General features: G+C 69.0%; 27 protein-coding genes. 17 read left to right on the plus strand and 10 right to left on the minus strand.

Features of this window, described 5'->3' with window-relative positions; translation table 11 throughout:
- Positions 1-14: 14 nt before the first annotated feature.
- A complete protein-coding gene (locus NBT82_RS01765) occupies positions 15-305 on the minus strand; it encodes a DUF5789 family protein (RefSeq protein ID WP_251329877.1) in 291 nt (96 codons plus the stop codon).
- A 180-nt stretch (positions 306-485) separates the two neighbouring features.
- On the opposite strand from NBT82_RS01765, the gene NBT82_RS01770 reads away from it, so the two are divergent.
- On the plus strand, positions 486-1,397 hold the full coding sequence (locus NBT82_RS01770; RefSeq protein WP_251329878.1) for a cell division protein CdpA domain-containing protein: 912 nt from the start codon (positions 486-488) through the stop codon (positions 1,395-1,397).
- A 1-nt stretch (position 1,398) separates the two neighbouring features.
- On the opposite strand, the gene NBT82_RS01775 is transcribed toward NBT82_RS01770, so the two are convergent.
- The 4 genes from NBT82_RS01775 to NBT82_RS01790 are packed head-to-tail and all read right to left on the minus strand — an operon-like array spanning position 1,399 to position 4,591.
- Positions 1,399-1,839 (minus strand): Mut7-C RNAse domain-containing protein, encoded by a 441-nt coding sequence (locus NBT82_RS01775; RefSeq protein WP_251329879.1) that lies wholly within the window; start codon positions 1,837-1,839, stop codon positions 1,399-1,401.
- On the minus strand, positions 1,839-3,587 hold the full coding sequence (gene polX / locus NBT82_RS01780; RefSeq protein ID WP_251329880.1) for a DNA polymerase/3'-5' exonuclease PolX: 1,749 nt from the start codon (positions 3,585-3,587) through the stop codon (positions 1,839-1,841). Before polX ends, NBT82_RS01775 begins: the two co-directional genes overlap by 1 nt.
- Entirely contained in the window at positions 3,584-4,027 is a 444-nt protein-coding gene (locus tag NBT82_RS01785) for a DUF5788 family protein (RefSeq protein WP_251329881.1), read from the minus strand. The genes polX and NBT82_RS01785 overlap by 4 nt, the downstream gene beginning before the upstream one ends.
- A gap of 21 nt (positions 4,028-4,048) precedes the next feature.
- On the minus strand, positions 4,049-4,591 hold the full coding sequence (locus tag NBT82_RS01790; protein WP_251329882.1) for a CNNM domain-containing protein: 543 nt from the start codon (positions 4,589-4,591) through the stop codon (positions 4,049-4,051).
- Between the two features lie 83 nt (positions 4,592-4,674).
- On the opposite strand from NBT82_RS01790, the gene NBT82_RS01795 reads away from it, so the two are divergent.
- Positions 4,675-6,507 carry a flippase-like domain-containing protein gene (locus NBT82_RS01795; protein ID WP_251329883.1) on the plus strand — a complete coding sequence of 611 codons (1,833 nt, stop codon included), beginning with the start codon at positions 4,675-4,677 and terminating at the stop codon, positions 6,505-6,507.
- 6 nt (positions 6,508-6,513) lie between these two features.
- On the opposite strand, the gene NBT82_RS01800 is transcribed toward NBT82_RS01795, so the two are convergent.
- Positions 6,514-7,260, minus strand: coding sequence for a helical backbone metal receptor (locus NBT82_RS01800; RefSeq protein ID WP_251329884.1), 747 nt, complete (start codon positions 7,258-7,260; stop codon positions 6,514-6,516).
- 84 nt (positions 7,261-7,344) lie between these two features.
- Here NBT82_RS01800 and NBT82_RS01805 point away from each other — a divergent pair, with 84 nt between their 5' ends.
- Genes NBT82_RS01805 through NBT82_RS01815 form a run of 3 tightly spaced genes read left to right on the plus strand, consistent with a single transcriptional unit; the run spans position 7,345 to position 9,555 of the window.
- Positions 7,345-8,409, plus strand: coding sequence for a DNA-methyltransferase (locus NBT82_RS01805; RefSeq protein ID WP_251329885.1), 1,065 nt, complete (start codon positions 7,345-7,347; stop codon positions 8,407-8,409).
- A gap of 3 nt (positions 8,410-8,412) precedes the next feature.
- On the plus strand, positions 8,413-9,093 hold the full coding sequence (locus NBT82_RS01810; protein WP_251329886.1) for a type I 3-dehydroquinate dehydratase: 681 nt from the start codon (positions 8,413-8,415) through the stop codon (positions 9,091-9,093).
- A 51-nt stretch (positions 9,094-9,144) separates the two neighbouring features.
- Positions 9,145-9,555: a zinc ribbon domain-containing protein gene (locus NBT82_RS01815; RefSeq protein ID WP_251329887.1), complete on the plus strand. Its 411-nt coding sequence runs from the start codon at positions 9,145-9,147 to the stop codon at positions 9,553-9,555.
- On the opposite strand, the gene NBT82_RS01820 is transcribed toward NBT82_RS01815, so the two are convergent.
- Positions 9,556-9,828, minus strand: coding sequence for a helix-turn-helix domain-containing protein (locus tag NBT82_RS01820; RefSeq protein ID WP_251329888.1), 273 nt, complete (start codon positions 9,826-9,828; stop codon positions 9,556-9,558).
- Between the two features lie 154 nt (positions 9,829-9,982).
- On the opposite strand from NBT82_RS01820, the gene NBT82_RS01825 reads away from it, so the two are divergent.
- Both NBT82_RS01825 and NBT82_RS01830 read left to right on the plus strand, forming a co-directional pair.
- Positions 9,983-10,687 (plus strand): class I SAM-dependent methyltransferase, encoded by a 705-nt coding sequence (locus NBT82_RS01825; RefSeq protein ID WP_251329889.1) that lies wholly within the window; start codon positions 9,983-9,985, stop codon positions 10,685-10,687.
- 46 nt (positions 10,688-10,733) lie between these two features.
- On the plus strand, positions 10,734-11,636 hold the full coding sequence (locus NBT82_RS01830; protein ID WP_251329890.1) for a glycosyltransferase family 2 protein: 903 nt from the start codon (positions 10,734-10,736) through the stop codon (positions 11,634-11,636).
- Positions 11,637-11,699: 63 nt separating this feature from the next.
- On the opposite strand, the gene NBT82_RS01835 is transcribed toward NBT82_RS01830, so the two are convergent.
- Positions 11,700-12,470, minus strand: coding sequence for an SAM hydrolase/SAM-dependent halogenase family protein (locus NBT82_RS01835; protein WP_256476665.1), 771 nt, complete (start codon positions 12,468-12,470; stop codon positions 11,700-11,702).
- A complete protein-coding gene (locus tag NBT82_RS01840) occupies positions 12,467-12,973 on the minus strand; it encodes a nicotinamide-nucleotide adenylyltransferase (protein ID WP_251329891.1) in 507 nt (168 codons plus the stop codon). Before NBT82_RS01840 ends, NBT82_RS01835 begins: the two co-directional genes overlap by 4 nt.
- Before the next feature lie 167 nt (positions 12,974-13,140).
- Between NBT82_RS01840 and lonB the strand changes: the two genes are divergently transcribed.
- Together lonB and NBT82_RS01850 are read left to right on the plus strand one after the other, a co-directional pair.
- On the plus strand, positions 13,141-15,288 hold the full coding sequence (gene lonB, locus NBT82_RS01845; protein ID WP_251329892.1) for an ATP-dependent protease LonB: 2,148 nt from the start codon (positions 13,141-13,143) through the stop codon (positions 15,286-15,288).
- A gap of 2 nt (positions 15,289-15,290) precedes the next feature.
- Complete coding sequence (locus NBT82_RS01850) at positions 15,291-16,049, plus strand: CPBP family intramembrane glutamic endopeptidase (RefSeq protein WP_251329893.1); 759 nt, start codon at positions 15,291-15,293, stop codon at positions 16,047-16,049.
- Between the two features lie 54 nt (positions 16,050-16,103).
- Here the strand turns inward: NBT82_RS01850 and NBT82_RS01855 are convergent, their stop codons facing one another.
- Complete coding sequence (locus NBT82_RS01855; RefSeq protein ID WP_251329894.1) at positions 16,104-16,559, minus strand: MGMT family protein; 456 nt, start codon at positions 16,557-16,559, stop codon at positions 16,104-16,106.
- Positions 16,560-16,660: 101 nt separating this feature from the next.
- Here NBT82_RS01855 and trpC point away from each other — a divergent pair, with 101 nt between their 5' ends.
- From trpC to NBT82_RS01895, 8 genes are read left to right on the plus strand one after another with little or no spacing between them, the layout of a single operon-like run.
- Positions 16,661-17,416, plus strand: a complete 756-nt coding sequence (gene trpC, locus NBT82_RS01860) for an indole-3-glycerol phosphate synthase (RefSeq protein ID WP_251331325.1) — start codon at positions 16,661-16,663, stop codon at positions 17,414-17,416.
- Positions 17,413-18,663, plus strand: coding sequence for a tryptophan synthase subunit beta (trpB, locus tag NBT82_RS01865; RefSeq protein WP_251329895.1), 1,251 nt, complete (start codon positions 17,413-17,415; stop codon positions 18,661-18,663). The genes trpC and trpB overlap by 4 nt, the downstream gene beginning before the upstream one ends.
- Entirely contained in the window at positions 18,660-19,499 is an 840-nt protein-coding gene (gene trpA, locus NBT82_RS01870) for a tryptophan synthase subunit alpha (protein ID WP_251329896.1), read from the plus strand. Before trpB ends, trpA begins: the two co-directional genes overlap by 4 nt.
- A gap of 27 nt (positions 19,500-19,526) precedes the next feature.
- On the plus strand, positions 19,527-20,318 hold the full coding sequence (locus tag NBT82_RS01875) for a 2-amino-3,7-dideoxy-D-threo-hept-6-ulosonate synthase (RefSeq protein WP_251329897.1): 792 nt from the start codon (positions 19,527-19,529) through the stop codon (positions 20,316-20,318).
- Between the two features lie 41 nt (positions 20,319-20,359).
- On the plus strand, positions 20,360-21,535 hold the full coding sequence (locus tag NBT82_RS01880; protein ID WP_251329898.1) for a 3-dehydroquinate synthase II: 1,176 nt from the start codon (positions 20,360-20,362) through the stop codon (positions 21,533-21,535).
- Positions 21,532-22,296: an MBL fold metallo-hydrolase gene (locus NBT82_RS01885; protein ID WP_251329899.1), complete on the plus strand. Its 765-nt coding sequence runs from the start codon at positions 21,532-21,534 to the stop codon at positions 22,294-22,296. The genes NBT82_RS01880 and NBT82_RS01885 overlap by 4 nt, the downstream gene beginning before the upstream one ends.
- Positions 22,297-22,333: 37 nt before the next feature.
- Positions 22,334-22,984: a YkgJ family cysteine cluster protein gene (locus NBT82_RS01890; protein WP_251329900.1), complete on the plus strand. Its 651-nt coding sequence runs from the start codon at positions 22,334-22,336 to the stop codon at positions 22,982-22,984.
- A 52-nt stretch (positions 22,985-23,036) separates the two neighbouring features.
- Entirely contained in the window at positions 23,037-23,441 is a 405-nt protein-coding gene (locus NBT82_RS01895) for a TRAM domain-containing protein (protein WP_251329901.1), read from the plus strand.
- Positions 23,442-23,461: the final 20 nt, after the last annotated feature.

Here is a 23,461-nt window from a genome sequence, read left to right on the forward strand (position 1 = left end):
GGGAGTCGGTCACCTCACTCCTCGGCCGTGGCGACCGGGCCGGTTCCGATCACCGTACGGACCGCCGATAGGAACGTCTGCCGCGTATCGAAGTAGGTCTCGTCGACATCGTCGAGGACTGCGTCGATCGTGCGTGGCCCGTCGGGGGTTCGGATCGTCGCGTCGCCCTCCTTTCGCCGCACGTTGCTCGCTTCCTGTGGCCAGGTGAGCCGCGAGGCGACCCGTGCGAGCGGTGCGCCATCGACCGGTTCGCCCTCGCCGAGTTCGACGTCGGGTTCCGCGTCCTCGTCCGCTTTGTCACTCATGGCCGGATTTACTGCAGCGCGTGAGTTAATGGCTTCGAACTGCGAGACGCCAGTCACGACTCGGTGTCGGCCGCCGGGTCCGCGGTGGATCCGGACTCCGCGACGGCCCGCACGACGCGGAAATCATGTCACACGCCCGTCTGACGTAGCGTTTTGTGGGTGGGCAGTAAAACCACGTGTATGACCAGTCTCGGGGAGGTCTACCACGGGGACGACCGGAACGGTCCGAGTCTCCGGCAGATCTACGCGGGGGCGAGCCTGTTCGTCGTCGGCATCGTCCTCGTGGTCGCGGGGATCGTCGTCGCCACGACCGACGTGTTACTGGGCGGTGGAACGACCCTCCTCGACGTGCGCGAGTACGGCGGCATCCTCGCCGGCCTCGGCGTGCCGGCCGTCTTCCTCGGTATCTCGGCGGTCCTGCCGGCCGAGCGCTCGACGCGTGCCGCCGCGGGGATCGGCGCCAGCGTCGCCGTCCTCGGCGTCGCCCTGTTTGCACACGCCTACCCCTGCCGGTGGTCCGGCGCCAACTGTGCGCCCGGCATGGTCGATCTGACGCTGCCGACGGCGAGCGTTTACTTCCTCGGTGCGCTCACCACGTTCTGGTGTCTGTTCGTCGGTATCGCCAACTTCAAAACACGAAACGATCCCGGCGGCACCGTCACCATGGAGGTGACCCGGCAGGGCGAAACGAAGGTAATCGAGGTGGATCGCTCGACTGCCGGCAGCGGCGTCGGCCTCGGCGGCAGCGCCGACGGTCCCACCTCCACCGTCGGGGCGGGTGTGAGCGACGGGGGCGACGACGACACCGACATCCGCGAGGTCGCCACCGTCGCCTCGGAGACGGGGGGCGGTGGCGCCACCACGTCGACGGCGGGTCCGCAGACGTCCCCCGCGCCGTCGGCCGGCGACGCCGCCGAGACCTGGAAATCGACGGCGGCGACCGACGCGACCACCGACGCCGCCGACCGCTACTGTGGCAACTGCGAGCACTTCGAGTACGTCCGAACCGAACGCGGCATCCAGCCCTACTGTGGCTTCCACGACGGCGTCATGGCCGACATGGACGCCTGTGAGGACTGGAGCGGCCGGTAACCTACGGCAACCGTTCTCTCACGTCGTCCCAGTGGCTCCCCTTCCAGAAGTGGCCACCACACCGCTCGCACCGCCAAACGTCCGTCGTCGCGGGATCTGGGGTGTCCTCGGGTGTCTCCGCGTCCGCCGAAACGGGGCCGAGCGGTCCGTTACACCGCCCGCAGCGCCGCGGCGTCGCAGGGAGTGTCAGCCTCACCCCAGCCGCCCGGAGTTCGCGCAACTGCCCGTCGACGTCCCGTGCCGCGAGTCGGATCGCCCCCTCGGTGCGGGCCGCGAGATCGGCGTCGCGGGTGACGAGCCGTCGCCCCTCGCGTTCGGCCAGGTCTTGGACGGCGTCGTCGGCCTCGACGCCTCGGTCGAGAGCGTACGCGGTGTCGTAGCCACACATCCGGAGGTACGTCGCCAGTTTCCCGAGCATCGCGTCACAGAGGAACCGATCCATCAGGAGAGAACCGCACGCAGGTCGTCTACCGGCCGGGCGTTGAGCACGTCCGCCCGCTCGGCCCACCCGCGCCGCGCCGTGTGGACGCCGTACCGCCGGAAGTCGAGTTCGCCGACTCCGTGGGCGTCGGTGTCGATCGCGACCGTCGCTCCCGCCTCGACGGCGACCCTGATCGCTTCGTCGTTCAGGTCGAGGCGGTGGGGATTGGCGTTCACTTCGAGGGCCACCTCTGCGTCGGCGGCCGCCGCGGCCACCCGGTCGAGGTCCGGATCGAGGCCGGGGCGGTCGTTGATGAGGCGGCCGGTCGGGTGTCCGAGCACGTCCGTCTCGGGGTGTTCGATCGCGGTTACGAGCCGGTCGGTCGCCGTCTCGCGACCCGCCCCGAGGCCGCTGTGGGGCGAGGCGATCACGAGATCCAGGTCCGCGAGGAGATCCTCCCCGACCGAGAGCCCGCCGTCGGCGTCGACGTTGGCCTCGACGCCGTGGAGCACCTCGACGTCCGCGTCGGTGGCCGCTGCCTCGACGGCGCTCATCTGTTCCCGGAGTTCGTCGTCGTCGAGGCCGACGCCGCCAACCATTCCCGGACCGGTGGCGTGATCCGTGACCGCGAGGTAGTCGTCGCCGCGTTCGGCCGCCGCCGCGACCATCGTCTCGACCGACGCCGTGCCGTCGGACCAGTCGGTGTGGGTGTGGAGGTCGCCACGGACGTCGTCGGTCGTCGGGAGGTCCGGGAGGGTCCCCTCCCGGGCGGCTTCGATTTCGCCCCGGTCCTCCCGGAGTTCCGGAGGGATCGGCGGCAGGTCGAGGGCCTCGTACATCTCCGCCTCCGTCTCGCCGCCGATCCGGCGGCCGGCGCGCTGATCGGCGGCCGCGTCCGTGATGTCGCTGACGTCGAACAGCCCGTACTCGTTCATCTTCAGATCCCGCTCGATGGCGAGGTTGCGCAGGTGGACGTTGTGATCCTTGCTCCCGGTGAAATACTGGAGCGCCGCCCCGAACTCGTCGGGGACGACGACCCGGCAGTCGATCCGAAGCCCGCGGGCGCGGACGCTCGCCTTCGTTTCCCCCGCCTCGATCACGTCGCCGACGGCGTCCCAGTCGAGGAACGCGTCGACGGCCGCCGTGCCGTCCTCGCTCGCCACCAGTACGTCGACGTCGCCGATGGTTTCCCGCCACCGACGGAGCGAGCCCGCGACCGTCGCGCGGTCGACGGGGGCGGCCCCCAGAAGGTGGTCGCGGATCGCCTCCGCGACGGGGCGGGCATCCCCCAGCAGTTCCCGGTTCTGGGCCTGCCGGGCGAAGGGAATGTTTTCCAGGATGTTCGCCTCCGTCTTGGCGCCGAACCCCGACACCTCTCGGATCTCTCCCGCCTCGGCGGCCGCCTCCAGTTCGTCGAGGGTGGTGATCCCGAGTGCTTCGTACAGCGTGCCGACCGTCTTCGGACCGACGCCCTCGACGCTCGTCAGCGCCGCCATGTCGACTGGAAGCTCCTCGCGGAGGGCTTCGAGTTCCGCGATCCCACCGGTTTCGACGTATTCGACGATCTTTCCGGCCAGTGCCTCGCCGACGCCGTCGATCCTCTCGACTGCGTTCCGTCCCTCCACGACGAGTTCCTCGATCGCTCCCGGATGCTCGCGGAGGTTCTCCGCGGCGCGGCGGTAGCTCCGTGGCTTGTACTCGACGCCCTCGGCTTCGAGCAGGTCGGCCATCTCCTCGAACCGATCCGCCACCTCGGCGTTTCGGCTCACGGACGCCCCCGGGTGTTGTGGCTGGTGTCCTCGTGGCCCAGCGCCTTCCGCAGGAACTTCATCCAACGCTTGCGGTCGGCGGCCTCCTGGGCTTCGGCCTCGCGTTCGAGGTCGGCCGAGCCGAGGGCTTCGAGGGCGTCGAGCGCCCGGTCGATGCCGATGATGTTCTCGACCAGTCGCTCGCCCTCGGCGTAGCTCACCTCGCCGTCCTCGATCCGCTGGAGCCGCTGGAGTCGCTCGCGACGGAGGTTCTTTTTCGCCCGCTCGACCCGCTCTCGCTCGCCTTTGGGTACCGTCTCCCGGCGCTTGATCTCGAAGACGAACGACTGGAGGTCCACCTCCTCGCCCTGCACGTCGATGGTCTCGGGGATGGTCGCACCAACCGTCGCTCCCTCGCGGTTGACGCGTTCGAGGAGCTGCTTGCGCTCGAACTCTTTCACGTTCCTCCGTTGGCGGGCATCTCACTTCGCTCCTTCGCCGCCCGCCGCGGTGCCGGTGTACGGCTCCTCGATGTCGGGATCGCCACCGAGGGCGGCCCCCGCCCGCCGCGTGACGATATCGAAGACGACGACGACCGGGAGCAGAACGCGCTCGACGATCCGGATCGGCCGGGCCATCCGGAGCGCCCACGTCTTCGCGTTGCCCAGTCCGTAGGACTTCGGCAGTATCTCACCGAACACGAGGACGACGCTGCTGGCGACGACCGTCGTCAGGACGACGGCGACGCCCTCCGGGAAGTGGCTCGCGAGCAACACCGCGAGGACGCTGGAGATGGCGACGTTGACGACGTTGTTGCCCACGAGCAGGGTCACCAGGAGTCGGTGGGGATCCTCGCGGAGGTCGGCCAGGATGGCCGCTCGGTCGTCGCCGGCGGTCACGCGGTCCGCGAGCCACTCTTCGGGGAGCGAGAAGACGGCGATTTCGGTACTCGAAAAGAAGGCGCTCGCGGCGAGTAGCCCCAACAGGACGACCGAACTCGACAGCATTCCGTTCGGGACGTTCATGCGATTCGTCGCGTCTCCGGGCGCAAAAAACCGTGGCCGCCGAGACAGAAAGTTCTTGACTACGGCCCGACCATCCCCGGCAAATGGATCGTTCCGGCGACCGCGCCGGCATCGAGGTCAGCGTCGTCCTCCCCGCCTACAACGAAGCACGGACCATCGAGGGGACCGTCGAGACGACGCTCTCGACGCTCGGTGACTTCCTCCCGCCGGGTACCTTCGAGGTCCTCGTCGCCGAGGACGGCTGTGACGACCGGACGCCGGAGATCGCCGGTCGACTCGCCGCCGAAGACCCCCGCGTGTGTCACGTCCACAGCGAGGAGCGATTGGGTCGGGGCGGTGCGCTCGAACGCGCGTTCTCGGCCGCCCGCGGCGACACTCTCGTCTACTTCGATACCGACCTCGCAACGGACATGCGACACTTGGAGGAACTGGTCGAGCGCGTTCGCTCCGGCGACGCCGACGTGGCGACCGGTTCGCGGTGGATGCCCGGCCGCGTCGCCGACCGTCCGGCGAAACGGGGGATCCCGTCCCGGGTTTACAACGGCCTCGTTCGGCTCGTCTTGCGGTCACCGCTTCGTGACCACCAGTGTGGGTTCAAGGCGCTGAGTCGCGACGCCTTCGAGCAGCTCCACCACCGGGTCGACGACGAGCACTGGTTCTGGGACACGGAGCTTCTCGTCCGTGCCCAGCGCGCCGGCCTGGAGGTGGCGGAGTTCCCCGTCGAGTGGGAACCCAAAGGCGACACGAAAGTCGATCTGGTGCGTGACGTGTTCGGAATGGGGAGTCAGATCCTCCGACTCTGGTGGCAGGTCTCGGTGAGTCCACGGATCACCCGTCGGGTGAGCGTCGGCGCCGGGGCGCTCCTGACGGTCCTCGCGCTCGCTCTGATGACGCTGTATCTCGACCCCCGGGCCGTGCTGGCGGAACTTGAGGGGGCGAACCGCCGACTGGTCGGTCTCGCGGCCGCCGTCTACCTCCTCTCGTGGCCGCTCCGTGGCGCCCGGTACCGGGACATCCTCGTCGAACTCGGCTACCGCGAACGACTCGGGTTCCTGACCGGCGCCGTCTTCGTCAGCCAGACCGGCAATCTCGTCTTCCCGGCTCGCGCGGGCGACGGGGTGCGCGCATACGTAATGAAAGCACGACGGGGGCTTCCGTATCCGACCGGGTTCGCCTCGCTGGCCGTCGAGCGGGTGTTCGACCTGCTGACCATCACGGTCCTCGGCGGAACGGTCCTCGTCGGGTACGTCCTCACGGGATCGGCGGACGCGATCATCGCGACCCTCTCCGGCAGCGTCCCCGGCGTCGACCCCCGGAGCGCACGCGTCGCGCTGACGGTGGCCGCCGCCGTCGCCGCCGCGGCCATCCTCGCCGTCGCGGCCATCGTCGTCTCCGCCCGGCGGGAGGCGAACCTGATCCGCCGACTCGTTACCCGCGTCAGCTCCGACTCCTACGCCGACTACGTGGCGGGCGTCCTCGAGTCGTTCGTCGGCGACGTCCAGACCGTCGCCGCCGATCCCGCTGCCTTCGCCCGGATCGGGGCGAGCAGCCTCGCCATCTGGGCGCTCGACGTGGTGACGGCGATCATCGTCCTTGCGGCCTTCGACGTCGGGCTAGCGACGCCGACGCTCGTCGCCGTCGGCTTCTTCGCGGTCAGCGTCGGCAACCTCGCGAAGGTACTCCCGCTCTCCCCGGGCGGCATCGGTCTCTACGAGGCGGCGTTTACCCTCCTCGTCGCGGGACTCACGCCCGTCACCGGTGCCACTGCCTTCGGCGCCGCCGTCCTCGATCACGCCGTGAAGAACCTCGTCACCGTCGCCGGGGGCGTCGTCTCGATGCTCGCGCTCAACGTCTCCCTGACGAGGGCGGTCGACGAGACGGGTGGCGCCGATGCCGACCCCGAGACGATCGAGTAGGTGGACTCAGCGATCCCCGTGGAACAGGTCGGCCAGCCGTTCGGCGCCGTCCAGCAGGTTCGGACTCGGCTGGTTCAACAGGGAATCGTCGACGACGTGGATCGCCGGATCGATCGCCCACCCTCGGTCGGTCACCGTCGCGGGGTCGACGTCGTCCCCGTGCCCGCAGAGGTGGAGGACGACGTGGTCCGGATCGGCCGCCTCGACGTCCTCGCGGGTGACCCGTCTGGAGCGGTCGCCGGGGTCGACGAAGGGGTAGTGACCGCCGGCGGCGGCGACCACCTCGGGGACCCAGTTGCCGGCGGCCATCGGCGGGTCGGCCCACTCCTCGCAGTAGACGGTCGGTCGCTCCGGGGGCCGTCGGTCACGGAGGCGGTCCAGCCGCTCGCGGCTGCGGGCGGCCAGTTCCCTGCCCGCAGCCGGACGGCCGACGGCCCGTCCCAGGGCGGCGAAGCCCTCGATGGCGTCGTCGAGCGTCGTGGCGTCGGTGTGATGGACGTCGAGGCCACGGTCACGGATGGCGTCCCGCACCTCGGCCTGGAGGGCGTCGCCGGTACAGACGAGGTCGGGATCGAGCGATTCCAGGCGGTCGAGGTCCGGCGTCAGCCACTCGCCGAGGACCACCGGGGTGGCCGACTCGTCCAGTTCCGCCCGGCAGTGGCTCGTGACGCCGACGAGTCGGTCGGTGGCGTCGAGTTCGCGGAGCGTGGCGGTGGCGGCCGGGGCCAGCGAGACGATGCGACGTGGGGGCACGGTCGTAGCCAAGCCGTCGGGGCGTATGAACGTCTCGCCCGGCAACCGACACCGATACCTGCGGCGGGCCGGGACGTGGTAGCGATGCGGACCACACACGCGCTTCACGTCGGCGACGCGGCCTCGATGGACGGCCTCGCCGACGGCTCGGTCCCCCTCGTCGTCACGTCGCCCCCGTATCCGATGATCGAACTCTGGGACGACCTCTTCGCGGCGCGGGACCCCGACGTGCGTGCGGCGCTTTCGGCGGGTGACGGCGACGCCGCGTTCGAACTGATGCACGCCCAGCTCGATGCGGTCTGGGACGAAATCGAGCGCGTGCTGGCACCCGGGGGGATCGCCTGTGTCAACGTCGGCGACGCCACCCGCTCCGTCGGCGACGAGTTCCAGCAGTTCCCCAACCACGCCCGGGTCGTCGACGCCTTCCGCGACCGCGGGCTGACCCCGCTTCCCGACGTGCTCTGGCGCAAACCCACGAACAGCCTCGCGAAGTTCATGGGCTCCGGGACGCTCCCGCCGAACGCTTACGTCACCCTCGAACACGAGTATATCCTCCTCTTCCGGAAGGGTGGGACGCGCTCGTTCCCGCCGGGCGACGACCGCCGGTACGAGAGTGCCTTCTTCTGGGAGGAACGCAACGAGTGGTTCTCGGACCTGTGGGAGGTACGGGGGGAGGGACAGGAACTGAGCGGCGGCGAGGAGCGTCGCGACCGCTCCGCGGCCTTTCCGGTCGAGATTCCGTTGCGCCTGATCCGGATGTTCTCGGTCCGCGGTGATCGGGTGCTCGATCCCTTCGCCGGGACGGGGACGACGATGCTCGCGGCCATGCTCGCCGCCCGCGACTCGGTCGGGTACGACCTCGACGGCGACCTCTTCACCGCGCTCGACGACCGAGTCGCGGACCTGCCGGCGGCGTCTCGCCGTCGCATCGCCGAGCGGCTGGCGAGCCACCGGTCCGCCATGGCCGACCGGGACGGCGGCTACGAGGCCGACCGGTACGACTTTCGCGTCGTGACGAAGGCCGAGCGCCGGATCCGGCTGTACGTCGTCGCCGACGTGAGGGAGCGGTCGACCGACGAGGGCCGGGGGTACGTCGTCGACCACGAGCCGGTGGACGGGAACGACTTTACCGCGGCCCCCGAAGGGTGAGCCATGGAGTTCGACTCGCTGATCCTCGCGGCGGCGACGGCCGACCTCTCGGACGAACCGGCGGCCCGTCCCCACGCCGACGCCGTGGAGTTTCGAATGGATCTCGCGGACGCGCCGCTGGCTGCCCTCGACGACTACGACGGCGACCTCCCGATTCTCGCGACGAACCGCGATCCGGCCGAGGGTGGGGAGGCCGACGGATCGGAGCGGGAGCGTCTCGACGTTCTGGAGACGGCGAGCGCACACGACGCGGTGGCGGCCGTCGACGTCGAACTGGCGAGTCTGCGGGAGTCGGCCGGGGCGGCGGTGGCGGCGACGGCGCGAGAACGCGGCGTCGGCGTCGTGGCCTCGGTCCACGACTTCGAGGGGACGCCCCCGGCCTCGCGGCTGAACGACCTGCTCGCGTCGGCGGCGGATCTCGGCGACGTCGGCAAGGCGGCGGTGACGGCACGCGATCCGGGCGACGCGCTGGCGGTGCTGTCGGCGACGCATACGGCGACGGTCCGCGGCGACCGGGTGGCGACGATGGCGATGGGCGAGGCCGGTCGGCACACGCGGGCGGTCGCACCCCTCTACGGGTCGAAGATCGGATACGCCCCGGTCGATCCAGCCGAGGCGACGGCGCCGGGACAGTACGACCTGGCGTCCCTCGCAATGTTGATCGAACGACTCGGCGGGCGATGAACGCACACGAACCGAGAGTATAAGCGCGTGGCTGCCTCAGTTCGGGAGACGATGGTCGACACGAACCGACGAGCGGTCGTCGCGGCGGCCGTCAGCGTCGCCGGCGCCGTGATCGGGATCGGAGGTGCGGGCCACGCCTACCTCCGGGAGTGGGGACGCGCGTTCGCGTGGTTCTCGCTCGTTCTCGGGGCGGGACTGGTTCTGATCGCCTCGTTCACCGACCCCGAGACGGCGACGCTGTCGACGCTCCCGCTCCGCGTGACCGGGCCACTCCTCGGGTTGCTCGCGCTGAACACGGTCGACGCGTACGTCGTCGCCCGGCGTGGGACCGGCGGCGGAACCGTTCGGTCGGCAGGCGAGTCCGACGGATCGACCGTTCCGTGTCCGTCCTGTGGCCGGGATCTCGATCCGGAGCTAGCGTTCTGTCCGTGGTGTGCCGGCCCGCGAGACGGGGAGGAGTAGTTACGTCCGGAGGGAGTAGACCTGTTTGCGGGCGTCCTTGAAACTGTAGCGGGAGTCGACGATCCCCGACTCCTCTAGGCGGTTCAGTGCGTATCGAACCGTCCGGTCGGGGAGGAGCGACTCCTCGGCGAGTTGCCCCTGCGAGAGCGGCGATTTCCCCTCTAGCACCTTGGCGACCAACTTCGCACTCGGTGGGAGTTCGCGAAGTCGTTCGCGGTATTCGGCTGTCGTCAGTCGATCGTCGTCGACGGCGTCGGCCGCTCTGGTGCTCATACCCGTCACTCCGGGCCGGTGGTGGTAAAGGTTGTCTCCATATGCGTGCATACACCGGGGATACCTTATATGTCCTTTATTACGAGAGGTGGACGAGTCGCAGCCACGGCCGGCATCCAGTACGGTTTTAATCTTCGGCCGAGAGACGCGAGACGTGAAAGGAGAGGAGTGGTATCAGACGGACGAAGTCGCCCAAGAGTACGACGCCAAGCGGTTTTCACGTGGCGGGCGACTGATCGACCGCCGCGAAAAACGGGCCGTCCTGGAGGCACTGAACCCCATCGAGGATCGGACGGTCCTCGAAATCGCCTGCGGGACGGGCCGTTTCACCGTCATGTTGGCCGAACGCGGGGCGGACATCGTCGGTCTGGACATCTCCTCTGCGATGATGTCACAGGGCCGGGAGAAAGCACGGGCCGCCGGCGTCGCCGACCGGATCGAGTTCCTCCGCGGTGACGCCGCGCGGCTCCCCTTTCCCGACGATCACTTCGACACCGTCTTCGCGATGCGGTTTTTCCACCTCGCGGACACCCCGGCGAAGTTCCTCGCGGAGATGTGCCGCGTCTCGAAAGAACAGGTGTTCTTCGATACGTTCAACGACCGCAGCACGCGGGTACTCTACAACTGGTTGCTACCCATGGGCTCGCGGCTTTACGGCCGCGAGGAGGTCGAACGACTCATCGAGGGCGCCGGCCTGCGCCTCGTCGACGCCAGTCACGATTTCGTCCTCCCGTACGGCTTCTACCGAAAGATCCCCAATCGACTCGCCGGCGCGTTCAGAAGCGTCGATACCGGCATCGGCGACACGTCCCTCGGCACTCGTCTCGCGTCAGTTTCGTACTGGAACGCACACGTCTGAGCGGGGAGTGGGAACCGTTATAACGACGGAGGCGGTGTGCTCGGATATGGAGCTCTCGGTAGTGATACCTACCCTCAACGGCCGGGACCACCTCGTGGCGGGCTTGGACACCCTCGCCACCCACGTTCCGGACGCCGAGGTCGTCGTCGTCAACGGCCCGTCGACGGACGGCACTACCGGGATGATTCGCGACCGGGACGATGTGGACGTGTTGGTCGAGGTATCGACCCGCACCGAGGCCATCGCCCGCAACGCGGGGCTGGCGGCCGCCAGCGGCAACGTGGTGGCGTACCTCCGCCATGACCTCGTGGTCGAACCGTCGTGGCTCGACGGGGTGATCGACGGACTGGCCGACGCGTCGGTCGTCACGGGACCGACCCACCGCACGCTCGGCGGCGGCATGACCACCGAGGAGTCGGAGCACGGCACGGTCGGCTCCCGTGAAGTGGCCTACTTCGACGGTGGCAACGTGGCGTTTCGGCGGGCGGTCCTCGACGACCTCGACGGCTTCGACGAATACCTCGAATCCGGCGGGGATCGCGACGCCGCCCACCGACTGGCCGCCCTCGGCTACGAAGTCGCCTGGCGGCCGGAGATGGGAGTCCGTCGGGAGTACTCCGCCGACGGCGGCGTCGCCACCGGGGATCCGGGCGCGGAGTATCGGGCGCTCGCCTACCGCCTCGTGAAAAACTACGGACTCCGCCCGGCCACGGCAGCCGACACGACCCGCCCCGCCCTCCGCGATGCCCTCGTTGCCGGGCGTGACGTCCTCCGGGGCGACCTCGATCCGACCGAGTGGTTCGCCACCGGCCGGGCGGTCGTCAGCGGGGTCGTCCGTGGCGCCGCCGACGGCCTGATCGCCCGCGTCAAGGATCGCTCGTCCGCACGCAATCCTCACGGCATCTCGGACCGATCGGATCGCGCCGTCGCCCGCTACGACTGGCGCTAATCACCCCGAACGGCCGTGGCGTTACACCGCCTCGTCGAGCGACGGGTGGAAGCCGCCGCCCCGTCAGGTCCAGGCGATCCGAACCGCGTCGCCGACCGAGAGTCCGAACCACACCGCTCCGCTGCCGCGGTTCACGTCACACTCGACGTAGCCGTGGCTCCCGACGGTGGCCAGCGGATCGCCTGCATCGACCGACGCGAACGTTTCGGCCACGGGCACCCGGTCGCCGTTCACCGTCACCGCCTCCCGACCGTCCAGGAACTTTCCGGCCACGTTCGTGACGACGTTCCCGAAATCGTCGATCGCGAGCACCTCGCCGGACGCGGCGTCGGCCTCGACGGTCGCCTCGGGGAGACGGAGTCCCGACGGGTCGGTCGGCGACAGGCGTCCCAAGTCGCCGAGCGCGTCGATCCCCCGGGATCGGACGGTTTCGTGAACCGTCGCCGCGAGGGGGGCGAACACGTCCCGTCCGTGGAACGTACTGGAGGCTGGATCGCCGGGATCGGCCGCGAACCAGTCGACGGCCTCGTCGCCGGCGATCCGCCGTGCCGCGGGGACGAGAAGGCCGTTGTCCGGGCCGACGAACGTATGACCCTTCGCGCGACCAACCAGGACGCCGCGGTCGGTGCCGACGCCCGGATCGACCACCGCGAGGTGGGTCGCCGGTGGGAACGTCGGGAGCGTCTCGCGGAGCCAGAACGCAGACTCGCGGATCGCGCCGCGCGGGAGGTCGTGGGTCACGTCGACCAAGCGGGCGTCGCTCTCTCGGAGGAGTACGCCCTTCATCGCGGCCGGATACGGGGTGCCGAAGTCGGAGGCGAGGGTGATCGTCACGTGTCTGTCTCGCTCACGCGCTGGATGCGTTCGATACCGCCGATCTCCCGGATCACGTCGACCACTGGGTCGGGGACGAGGTGGCGCCACTCGCCGCCCTCGACCATGCGCTCACGGAGCTCCGTCCCTTCGAGGACGTCCCGGTTGAACATGGGCGATTGCCGCACCTCGACGCCGGCCTCCTCGAACAGTTGGATGACGAGTGGGTTGTTGGAGTAAGCGACGTCGAAGGAGGGCGCCATGCTCTGGACGTGACTCACCCAGACGGAGTTTCGATCGAGGTCCTCGATGGGGACGACGTAGCTCGTGCGGTCGAACTCGGCGACTGACTTCGTGACCATCATCACACGTTCGCCGGCCGTGAAGGGATCGCGGCGCGTGTGGGAGTGTCCGGCGGAGCCGATCCCGAGGACGAGTTCGTCCACCTCCGAGACGATCTCCTCGACCATTCGATGGTGGCCGTCGTGATACGGCTGGAACCGGCCGATGTAGAACCCCCGCATGGTTGACGACCTATGTGCGCGTGTTTATAAATTCGGCGAGTTGCCGTACGGCGTCTATTCAGACGGTAGAGTGGCTCAAACGCGAGTTCTTCGCGCTTCGGAGCTGATCTTGGGGGGAGAAAGTATATCAGTTGCAAACCCTTCAGTTCGACCAACGACACCGTTCTATGAACGACGACACGAACACGGACGAGCGCCCCGCCGATGGCGAGGACGGACGGTCCTCGAACGGCCGGACCGAGTCCGGCGACGCCACGGAGCGGGTCGACGACCCGCCCCGCGACGACGGTGGGGCCGACGAATGGGAAGATGACGTCCCTGTCCCGTCCGGAAACGGGGAGGCCGTCGATGACTCGGACGACCGGTCCATCGACGATCTCGGGAGCGACGTCCGTATCGACGCCGAAATCGACGAGGACGCGGAGGACGGCCTCCTCGGCGGGCTCAAGATCGACTCGACCGCCGAGATCCGGGTCCCGGACCGACTCGTCGATCAGGTGATCGGACAGGAACACGCCCGCGACGTCGTGATGAAGGCGGCCAAACAGCGCCGGCACGTCATGATGATCGGCTCGCCCGGCACGGGCAAGTCGATGCTCGCGAAGGCGATGAGTGAACTCCTCCCCCAGGAGGAGCTACAGGACGTTCTCGTCTACCACAACCCCGACGACGGCAACGAGCCGAAGGTGCGAACCGTCCCGTCGGGAAAGGGCGACCAGATCGTCGAGGCCCACAAGGAGGAGGCCCGCAAGCGCAACCAGATGCGCTCGTTCCTGATGTGGATTATCATCGCCATCGTCCTCGGCTACTCGCTGATCATCGCCGGCAACATCCTGCTCGGTATCCTCGCGGCCGGGATCATCTACCTCGCGTTCCGCTACGGCTCCCGTGGCTCGGACGCGATGATCCCGAACCTGATCGTGAACACGGCCGATCAGCAGACCGCGCCGTTCGAGGACGCCACGGGTGCTCACGCCGGTGCGCTGCTGGGCGACGTCCGCCACGACCCCTTCCAGTCCGGTGGGATGGAGACGCCGTCTCACGACCGGGTCGAACCCGGCGCCATCCACAAGGCCAACAAGGGCGTGTTGTTCGTCGACGAGATCAACACGCTCGACGTCCGCTCCCAGCAGCATCTCATGACCGCGATCCAGGAGGGCGAGTTCGGGATCACGGGCCAGTCCGAGCGCTCCTCGGGTGCGATGGTCCAGACCGAACCCGTCCCCTGTGACTTCGTCATGATCGCCGCGGGGAACCTCGACGCGATGGAGAACATGCACCCCGCGCTCCGCTCGCGCATCAAGGGGTACGGCTACGAGGTGTACATGGACGACACCATCGAGGACACTCCGGAGATGCGCCGGAAGTACGCCCGGTTCATCGCCCAGGAGGTCGAAAAGGACGGCCGCCTTCCCCACTTCACCGACGACGCCATCGGTGAGGTTATCCTCGAGGCGCGCCGCCGCGCCGGCCGGAAGGGCCACCTGACGCTCAAGCTACGGAACCTCGGCGGCCTGGTCCGCGTCGCTGGCGACATCGCCCGAGCGGACGACGCCGACTACACCACCCGGGACCACATCCTGCAGGCGAAAGGGCGGTCCCGGAGCATCGAACAGCAGCTCGCGGACGACTACATCCAGCGGCGCAAGGATTACGAACTCCAGGTCAGCGAGGGGTTCGTCGTCGGCCGCGTCAACGGACTGGCCGTCATGGGCGAGGACTCCGGTATCGTCCTTCCGGTCATGGCGGAGGTGACGCCCTCGCAGGGGCCGGGTGAGGTCATCGCCACCGGCCAACTGAAGGAGATGGCCCAGGAGGCGGTCTCCAACGTCTCGGCCATCATCAAGAAGTTCTCCGACGAGGACATCACCCAGAAGGACATCCACATCCAGTTCGTCCAGGCGGGTGAGGGCGGCGTCGACGGCGACTCCGCTTCCATCACCGTCGCGACGGCGGTCATCAGCGCCCTCGAAGGCGTCGGCGTCGACCAGTCGCTGGCGATGACCGGGTCGCTCTCGGTTCGTGGTGACGTCCTACCGGTCGGGGGCGTCACGCACAAGATCGAGGCCGCCGCCAAGACCGGCATGGATCGGGTCATCATCCCCGAGGCTAACCTGCAGGACGTGATGATCGAAGACGAGTACGAGGAGATGGTCGAGATCATCCCCGTCAGCCACATCAGCGAGGTCCTCGACGTGGCGCTCGAAGGCGAACCCGAGAAGGACTCGCTGGTCGATCGACTCAAGGACATCACCGGATCGGCGCTCGACCAGCAGAGCGTCAGTCAGGGCCCGAGCAGCCCCAGTCCCCAGTAGTCGTGCCGCAGTGGGGGGCGTTCGCCGGCTTCGTCGGCGTCGTCCTCGGCGGTCTACTTCTCCTCGCGCGCGCATCGACCGGCGTCGTCGCTTCGTCGAACGACGACGACTTTCCGGCGACCCTCTCGGACCGCGTCGTCGACGCGCCCGCCGACGCCCAGACGCGGTCTCACACGACCCTCCCGACGCCGGCGCTGCTCGCGAACGTGGTCGTCTCCCAGAGTGTTTTCGCCTCTCTCCTGCTGGTCGGGGCGTGGCTGGCCGGGATCCCGGCGGTAGCGTTCGGACTCTCGGGAGCGGCGTTCGGGCTCCCGAATCTCGGCTCCGGCGTCGTCCTCGGTGTCACCCTCCACGGCGTCAACGCCGTCGGCTCGCGGCTCGGCGACCGCTTCGGACTCGGCGATTCGACGGCCCTCCGGCGAGCGATGGCCCCGGACTCGGCCGCCGGCTGGGCGGTGCTCCTCCTGATCGTCCTCCCGCTCGTCGCCGGCTTCGAGGAACTCCTCTTCCGGGGCGTCCTCGTCGGCGCGTTCGCGGCGGGCTTTGGCCTCTCACCGTGGCTCTTGGCCGCCTGCTCGTCGGTCGCTTTCGCCTTCGGCCACGGCGCGCAGGGACGTGCGGGCATCGTCGTCACCGGGGCTCTCGGATTCGTCCTCGCCGCCGCCTTCGTCGTCACGGGGAGCCTGGTCACCGTCGTGGTCGCTCACTATCTGGTGAACGCACTGGAGTTCGTCGTCAACGAGGGTTATAGTAGCGATTGAAACTGGTTGCCCAGCCGGTCGTATACGGTACTGCGATCAGCGGTGCAACGACCTTCAATCGCTACTATCGGCCTCTAGGTCGCGGAGTCGGTCGGCCACGTCGGCGGGCGTCGCTCCAGGGCCGGCGATCCGGTGGTCGGGGATGAACAACGGCACCGGGTTCTCCCGGAGGGCCGTCCGTACAGTGTCGAGGTCGTCCTCGTCGTCGTCGTCGAGACCGGCCAGACGCGCCAGGCGCGCCACGTCCACCGTCTCGCCGTACGGGACGTTCCGCGCCGCTTCGAGGACCGCCCGCTGTTCGGTCGGGACGGTGAGCGCCACCGCGACGTCGTCGAAGTGATCCGTGGCCCCATCGAGGTAGTCGAACACCCGATCGAGCAGGGGGTGCTCGGGGTCGGCGTCTGCGGGTACCGTCTCGGGAAAGGAGACGCCCATGACCCGGTCGCCAGCGATACCCACCTGGACCGCTCGCCCCAGCGTCGGGGCCTCGCGCGCGCAAAGTCCTTCCATGATCGCGTGGACGGCCGGGACACCCATATGGGTTGCCGTCGGTCGTCCACGCCATCTGGGACGCAAGGCTTATGTGCAAATCAGTCCGTTAGTGTACAATGATGGACGCTAATGGTGGAGAACTGGCGCCTGCGGTGCGCTCGATTCTGGACGCCGCCCGGGAGCGGTCGGGCGGCGGGGAGCGCGTGTCGGTCGACGCCCGTCCCTTCGGGGAAGCTCTTCGTACCGCGGAGGCCGACGGCCGGGTGCCGGTGATCGCGGAGGTGAAACCGACCAGTCCGACGACCGGGGTGCGGCGGGACGACGACCCCGTGGCCCTCGCCGAGGCGATGGTCGACGGCGGGGCGGCGGCGCTGTCGGTACTGACCGAACCCGAGCATTTCGGCGGGTCGCCAGCGTCGCTGGAACGCGTTCGGGCGGCGGTCGACGTGCCAGTGCTTCGCAAGGACTTTATCCTCACCGAGACCCAACTCGACCTCGTGGCGTCGGACCTGGTCCTGTTGATCGCTCGATTCGTGGACGACCTGTCCGGTCTCCTGACGGCCGCCGAGGACCGGGGGTTCCAGCCGCTGGTCGAGGTACACACGCGGGCGGAACTCGACAGGGCCGTCGCGGCGGGTGCGGGGCTGATCGGCGTCAACAACCGCGATTTGGGCCAACTTGAGGTCGATCTCGACACCTTCGAGTCGCTCGCGCCCGCGGTGCCCGACGACGTGACGCTGATCGCGGAGAGTGGGATCGGCTCGGTCGCGGACGTGCGGCGGATGCGCGCGGCGGGTGCCGACGCCCTGCTGATCGGGAGTGCGATCATGGACGGCGACGTGACGGCGAACGTGCGGCGATTCACCACAGCATGAGTTCTCACACAGGCAAGTTCGGCGAGTACGGCGGACAGTACGTTCCCGAGGCATTGATGCCCGCCATCGAGGAACTGGAAGACGCATACGAGCGGTACGTCCTCGACAACGAGGACGGGTTCATGGACGAGTTCAGGGAGCGACTGGCCGACTTCGGTGGTCGGCCGACGCCCCTTCAGCGTGCGGATCGACTCTCGGAACGGTACGACGTGGAGGTGTATCTCAAACGCGAGGACCTGCTCCACGGCGGCGCGCACAAACTCAACAACGCGCTCGGTCAGGTACTCTTGGCGAAGTACATGGGCAAAGAGCGGATCATCGCCGAGACGGGGGCCGGGCAACACGGCACGGCGACGGCGATGGCGTGTGCCCACCTCGGGATGCCCTGTGAGGTGTATATGGGCCGGCGGGACATCAACCGTCAGCGCCCCAACGTCTTCCGGATGCGTCTCAACGGGGCCGAGGTCACCCCCGTGACGGTCGGGCGCGGAACCCTGAAGGAGGCGATCAGCGAGACGATGCGGGACTGGGCGACGAACGTCGAGGACACCCACTACGTCATCGGCTCGGTCGTCGGCCCCCACCCGTTCCCGGCGATGGTGCGTGACTTCCAGCGGGTCATCTCCGAGGAGGCACGCGAGCAGATTCGCGAGAGGGCCGGCCGACTCCCCGATTCGGTGCTCACCTGTGCGGGCGGCGGGTCGAACACGATGGGTCTGTTCGCGGAGTTCGTCGACGACGAGGATGTGGACCTGTACGCCGTCGAGGCCGGCGGCAGTAGCCTCGACGTGGACGAGGAGGCGGGCGTCGCCCCCAACTCGGCGACGCTCTCGACGGGGACGGAGGGTATCCTCCACGGCTCGCGCACCCGGATCCTGCAGGATCGCGACGGACAGATCATGGAGTCCCACAGTGTCTCCGCCGGCCTCGACTACGCCGGCGTCGGTCCGGAACTCGCTGACCTGGTCGACCGGGGCCGGGTCCACGCGGTCAACGTCGCCGACGACCCCGCGCTCGAGGGCTTCCACCGCCTCTCGCAACTGGAGGGGATCATCCCCGCGCTCGAATCCGCCCACGCCGTCGGCTACGTCGAGGAGCACCACGACGAACTGGGCGAGGTGATCCTGCTCAACGTCTCCGGCCGAGGCGACAAGGACCTCGAAACCGTCCTCGAAGAGACCCACGGTCGCGACATCGAGGGGGCGCCCGACATCAACACGTTCGAGACGACGGGGGGGTTCCAGTGAGCCGCATCGCCGACGCGTTCGCGGACGGCCCGGGGTTCGTCCCCTACCTCGCGGCCGGTGATCCCGACTACGAGTCCTCGCTCGCCTACGTCGAAGCGCTGGAACGGGGTGGCGCCGACGTGATCGAACTCGGATTGCCCTTCTCCGAACCCATCGCCGAGGGACCGACCATCCAGAGCGCCATCGTCCGCGCGCTCGAGGCGGGAATGACGCCCACACGCTACTTCGAGTTCGTCGAGGACCTCGACGTGGACGTCCCGCTGGTCTGTATGACCTACTACAACCTGATCTACCAGTTCGGCGAGGGCGGCGGCCCCGCCGACTTCGTCCGCCGGGCCGCCGAGGCGGGAATCGAGGGGTTCGTCGTCCCCGACCTGCCCGCCGAGGAGGCCGGACCGCTCCGCGAGGCGTGTGACGCCCACGACTGCGAACTGATATTCATCGTCGCGCCGACGACCCGCGGCGAGCGCCTGGAGCGGATCATGTCGCAGGTGTCCGGCTACGTCTACGTCCAGGCACGTCTCGGGACGACCGGGGCGCGTACTGACGTCTCCGACCGGACCGCGGAGAGCCTCGAACGGATCGCGGACTGGGACGTTCCGAAAGCCGTCGGTTTCGGTATCTCGACGGGCGAGCACGCCCAGCGAGTGATCGAGGCGGGCGCCGACGGCGTCATCGTCGGCTCCGCGCTCGTCGACATCGTCGCCACGGGCGCCGAGCGCGGCGACCCGGCCGTGACGGTGGCGAGCAAACTGGAGGGCAAGGCCCGCGAACTGAAGGAGGGTGCGCTCCGGGGGGCGACGGGGAACGAACGTCCGCATCCGGAACGTACATAAGCACCACTGGTACAGGGTAACATACTGATGAACACGGGAACACGCGCGCGCCTCCGACGCATCTCGACGGACGACCGGTACCTGATCGTCCCGATGGATCACGGCCTCACGATGGGGCCGGTCAAGGGGCTGGCCGACATCGAGTCGACCATCGACGCCGTCACCGACGGGGGGGCCGACGCCGTCCTCACGCAGAAGGGCATCGCCCCCCGCGTCCACGACTCCAAGAACGGGGCGGGCTACGTCGTCCACCTCAACGGGTCGACGAACATCGGCCCAGACGAGGACGACAAGCGCCGGACGGGGACCGTCGAGGCGGCGCTCCGGGCCGGTGCCGACGCCGTCTCCTTCCACATCAACGTCGGCTCCCAGTACGAACCGGAGCAGTTGACGGATCTCGCACAGCTGACCCAACGCGCCGAGGAACTTGGGGTGCCGACGCTCGCGATGGCCTACGCCCGCGGGCCGGATATCGACGAGGACGACCCCGAGGCGCTCGCCCACGCCGTCCGCCTCGCCGAGGAACTCGGCGCGGACGTGGTGAAGACGGGGTACAGCGGCGACGGCGACAGTTTCGCCCCCGTCTGTGCGGGGACGCGCCTGCCGGTCGTCATCGCCGGCGGGAGTCGCGGCACGGACCGCCAGACCGTCGAGATGGTCCGCGGGGCGATGGACGGCGGCGCCGCCGGCGTCTCCATGGGCCGGTCCATCTTCCAGCACGACGACCCCGGCGCCATCACCCGCGCCATCTCCGCGGTCGTCCACGAGAACGCGGGCGTCGACGAGGCGATGCGACGCGGCGGGCTGCTCGAAGCGTAGCATCCGCCACGTTGAAGCCCGGGCCGGTTGTGGTGGGGGTAATGACACGGAGCGTGTGGCTGAAAGCCGACGGCGACGTCGGCGACTGGGAGGAACGAACGGAGCGCATCACCGCCGGCCTCGAAGCCGGCGTCGACTGGGTGCTCGTCGACGAGACGGACGTGGCCCGGGTGCGCGAACTCGGCGACGTGAACGTCGCGGCCTTCCGCTCCGACGCCGATCTCGTCGAGGACGCCGAGAGCGAGAGCGCCGTCGCCGACGCCTACATCGTCGGCAAGAACGGCGAGGGCGACGGCACGGTCGACCTCCCGCCCGACTTCTCCGGGTCGGCCGACCTCACGACGCTCCGGCGGGACGACGACCGGGCGCAGGGCGCCTACGTCCGCATCCTCGACGAGGAGTACGAGGCCTTCGCCGAGGCCGCAGCCGAGGACGCCGACTACACCATCGTCGTCGGCGAGGACTGGACGATCATCCCCCTGGAGAACCTGATCGCCCGCATCGGCTCGGAGACTGACCTCATCGCGGGCGTCACCACCGCCGAGGAGGCCCGGACGGCCTTCGAGACGCTGGAACTCGGCGCCGACGGCGTCCTGCTGGACTCGAGCGATCCCGACGAGATCCGCTCGACCTGCGAGGTGCGCGACGCCGCCGACCGCGAACACCTCGACCTGCAGTACGCCGAGGTGACGGCCGTCGAGCGAACCGGAATGGCCGACCGGGTCTGTGTCGATACGGGGTCGCTCATGGAGGGCTCGGAGGGGATGCTCGTGGGGTCGATGTCCCGTGGCCTCTTTTTCGTCCACGCGGAGACTGCCGACTCCCCCTACGTCGCCTCCCGACCCTTCCGGGTGAACGCGGGCGCCGTCCACGCCTACGTCCGCTCGCCCGGCGGCGGCACGCAGTACCTCTCGGAACTGGCGAGCGGCGACGAGGTGCAGGTCGTCGACACCGACGGCGACACCCGCAAGGCGGTCGTCGGGCGCGTCAAGATCGAGAAGCGTCCGATGTTCCGCGTCCAGGCCGAAGTCGAGGCGGGGGACGGCGTCGACCGCATCGAGACGCTCCTCCAGAACGCCGAGACGATCAAGGTCCACACCCGCGAGGGTCGGACGGCCGTCACGGATCTGGAGGCCGGCGACGAAATCCTCGTCTACTACGAAGACGTGGCCCGGCACTTCGGCGAGGCGGTCGAGGAGAGCATCATCGAGAAGTGACGGCGACGATCAGGCGCGTCCCGGTCCCGACCGAGACGACGGCCGGCGGCGAGACGAACGCCTACCTCGCGGGATCGGTACTCGTCGACCCCGCCGCCCGTACCCACGCCCTCGACGCCGCCGTCGCGGAGCGTCGCGTCGACCACGTCGCGATCACCCACGCCCACCCCGACCACGTCGGTGCCGTCGCGGGCTACGCCGCCGAGACGGGAGCGACGGTGTGGGCGCGCCGCGGCCGCGAGGCACGGTTCGAAGCCGCGACCGGCCGTCCCCCCGACCGGACGTTCGCCGAGGGGGACCGCGTGGGCGATCTGACCGTCCTCGATACGCCCGGACACGCGCCCGACCACGTCGCCTTCGAGACCGACGCCGGCGTCCTCTCGGGCGACCTCGCGGTCGCGACGGGCAGCGTCGCCGTCGCCGCCCCCGAGGGCGACGTCCGGGCGTATCTCGTCGCCCTCCGCCGACTCATCGCTCGCGATCCGCCTCGCCTGTATCCGGGACACGGCCCCGTGATCGACGAGCCACGGGCAGTCATCCACCGCCTCTATGCCCACCGGCTGGATCGCGAGCGACTGGTCGAACGGGCTGTCGACGACGGCGCGGCGTCGGTCGACGCCGTCGTCGACGCGGCCTACGACCGCGACCTGGGCGACCTCCGGGATCTGGCGGCCGCGACGGTTCGCGCCCACCTCAACAAACTCGCCGTCGAGGGGCGGGTGCGGTTCGACCCCGAGACGGGGCGGATCGGGCTGGCGTAGCCGACGACGTTTTTCCCCTCGATCACCCACCGGACGTATGGACCCGCTCGAAACCGAACTCGACGGGGCGCGGGCCCTCGACGTCGACGCACTGGCCGACGCCATCGAGTCGATCGGCTTCGAGTGTACGCGCTGTGGGGCCTGCTGTAAGGCGGAGGCGGACGACCCCCACACCGCCACCGTCTTTCCCGACGAGGTGCGGGACCTGCAGGCGGCCACCGACTACGACTGGCGGGACGTGGCGCGGCCGATGCCGTACGGGCTGACAGAGGGAGAGGACGGTTCCGAGGGCGAGACGTTCGAGTGGGCGCTGCAGACGGGCGCCTGCGGCGACTGCACGTTCTACGAGGAGAGCGAGGGCGAGGGACGGTGTACCGTCCACGAGGATCGCCCGCTGATCTGTGAGACGTATCCGTTCAGCGTCGCCCTCGGCGGGACGAGCCAGCCCATGGGCGAGGCCGTCGACGAGGCGGGGATGGTCCGCGCCCACGAGTGTGAGGGCCTCGGCCGCGACATTTCCCGTGCCGACGCCGAGGAACTGGCGGCGGCGCTCAAAGCGCGGGCGATCCGGGAACTGGAGGAGGCCATCGGCGTCCGTGAGGCGTACGCGCCGGTCGACGCCGGGCCGGGCGAGGTGGTCGTCCACGACTCGGAGGGGCCGAAAACGCCGGACGGACGGCCACGATGACGGCGATACACCTTTAACGATCCCGACACAGGTTGGCATGGAGGTTTACACTGTGGAGATCTCAGATGAACTGCTGTGTCTGTTCAGCGAGCGTGTTCGGGAGGAAGATGGAACGTACGTGATCGAGGTACCGCAACGCGAGATCGAAACGGGATCGGTCGACCCCGACGAGATCTACCGCGTCGCACTCATCTCTCGGGATCGGTCGGAGTCGACGGAGTCGACGGAGTCGGGGACGGACGCTCCGTCGTCGGAGCCCCAGCCACCCGTCGAGGCCGGCGAGATCCGGTACGTCGAGATCGAAGATATCGGCAAACAGGGCGACGGCATCGCGCGGGTCGAGCGCGGCTACGTCATCATCGTCCCCGGGGCGGAGATCGGCGAACGCGTCAAAATCGAGATCACCGAAGTCAAGTCCAACTTCGCGGTCGGTGAGATCATCGACGAAGACTTCTGACACCCACAAGAGTCATCGGA

It is taken from the genome of Haloplanus sp. HW8-1 (assembly GCF_023703795.1).
Classification (GTDB): domain Archaea; phylum Halobacteriota; class Halobacteria; order Halobacteriales; family Haloferacaceae; genus Haloplanus; species Haloplanus pelagicus.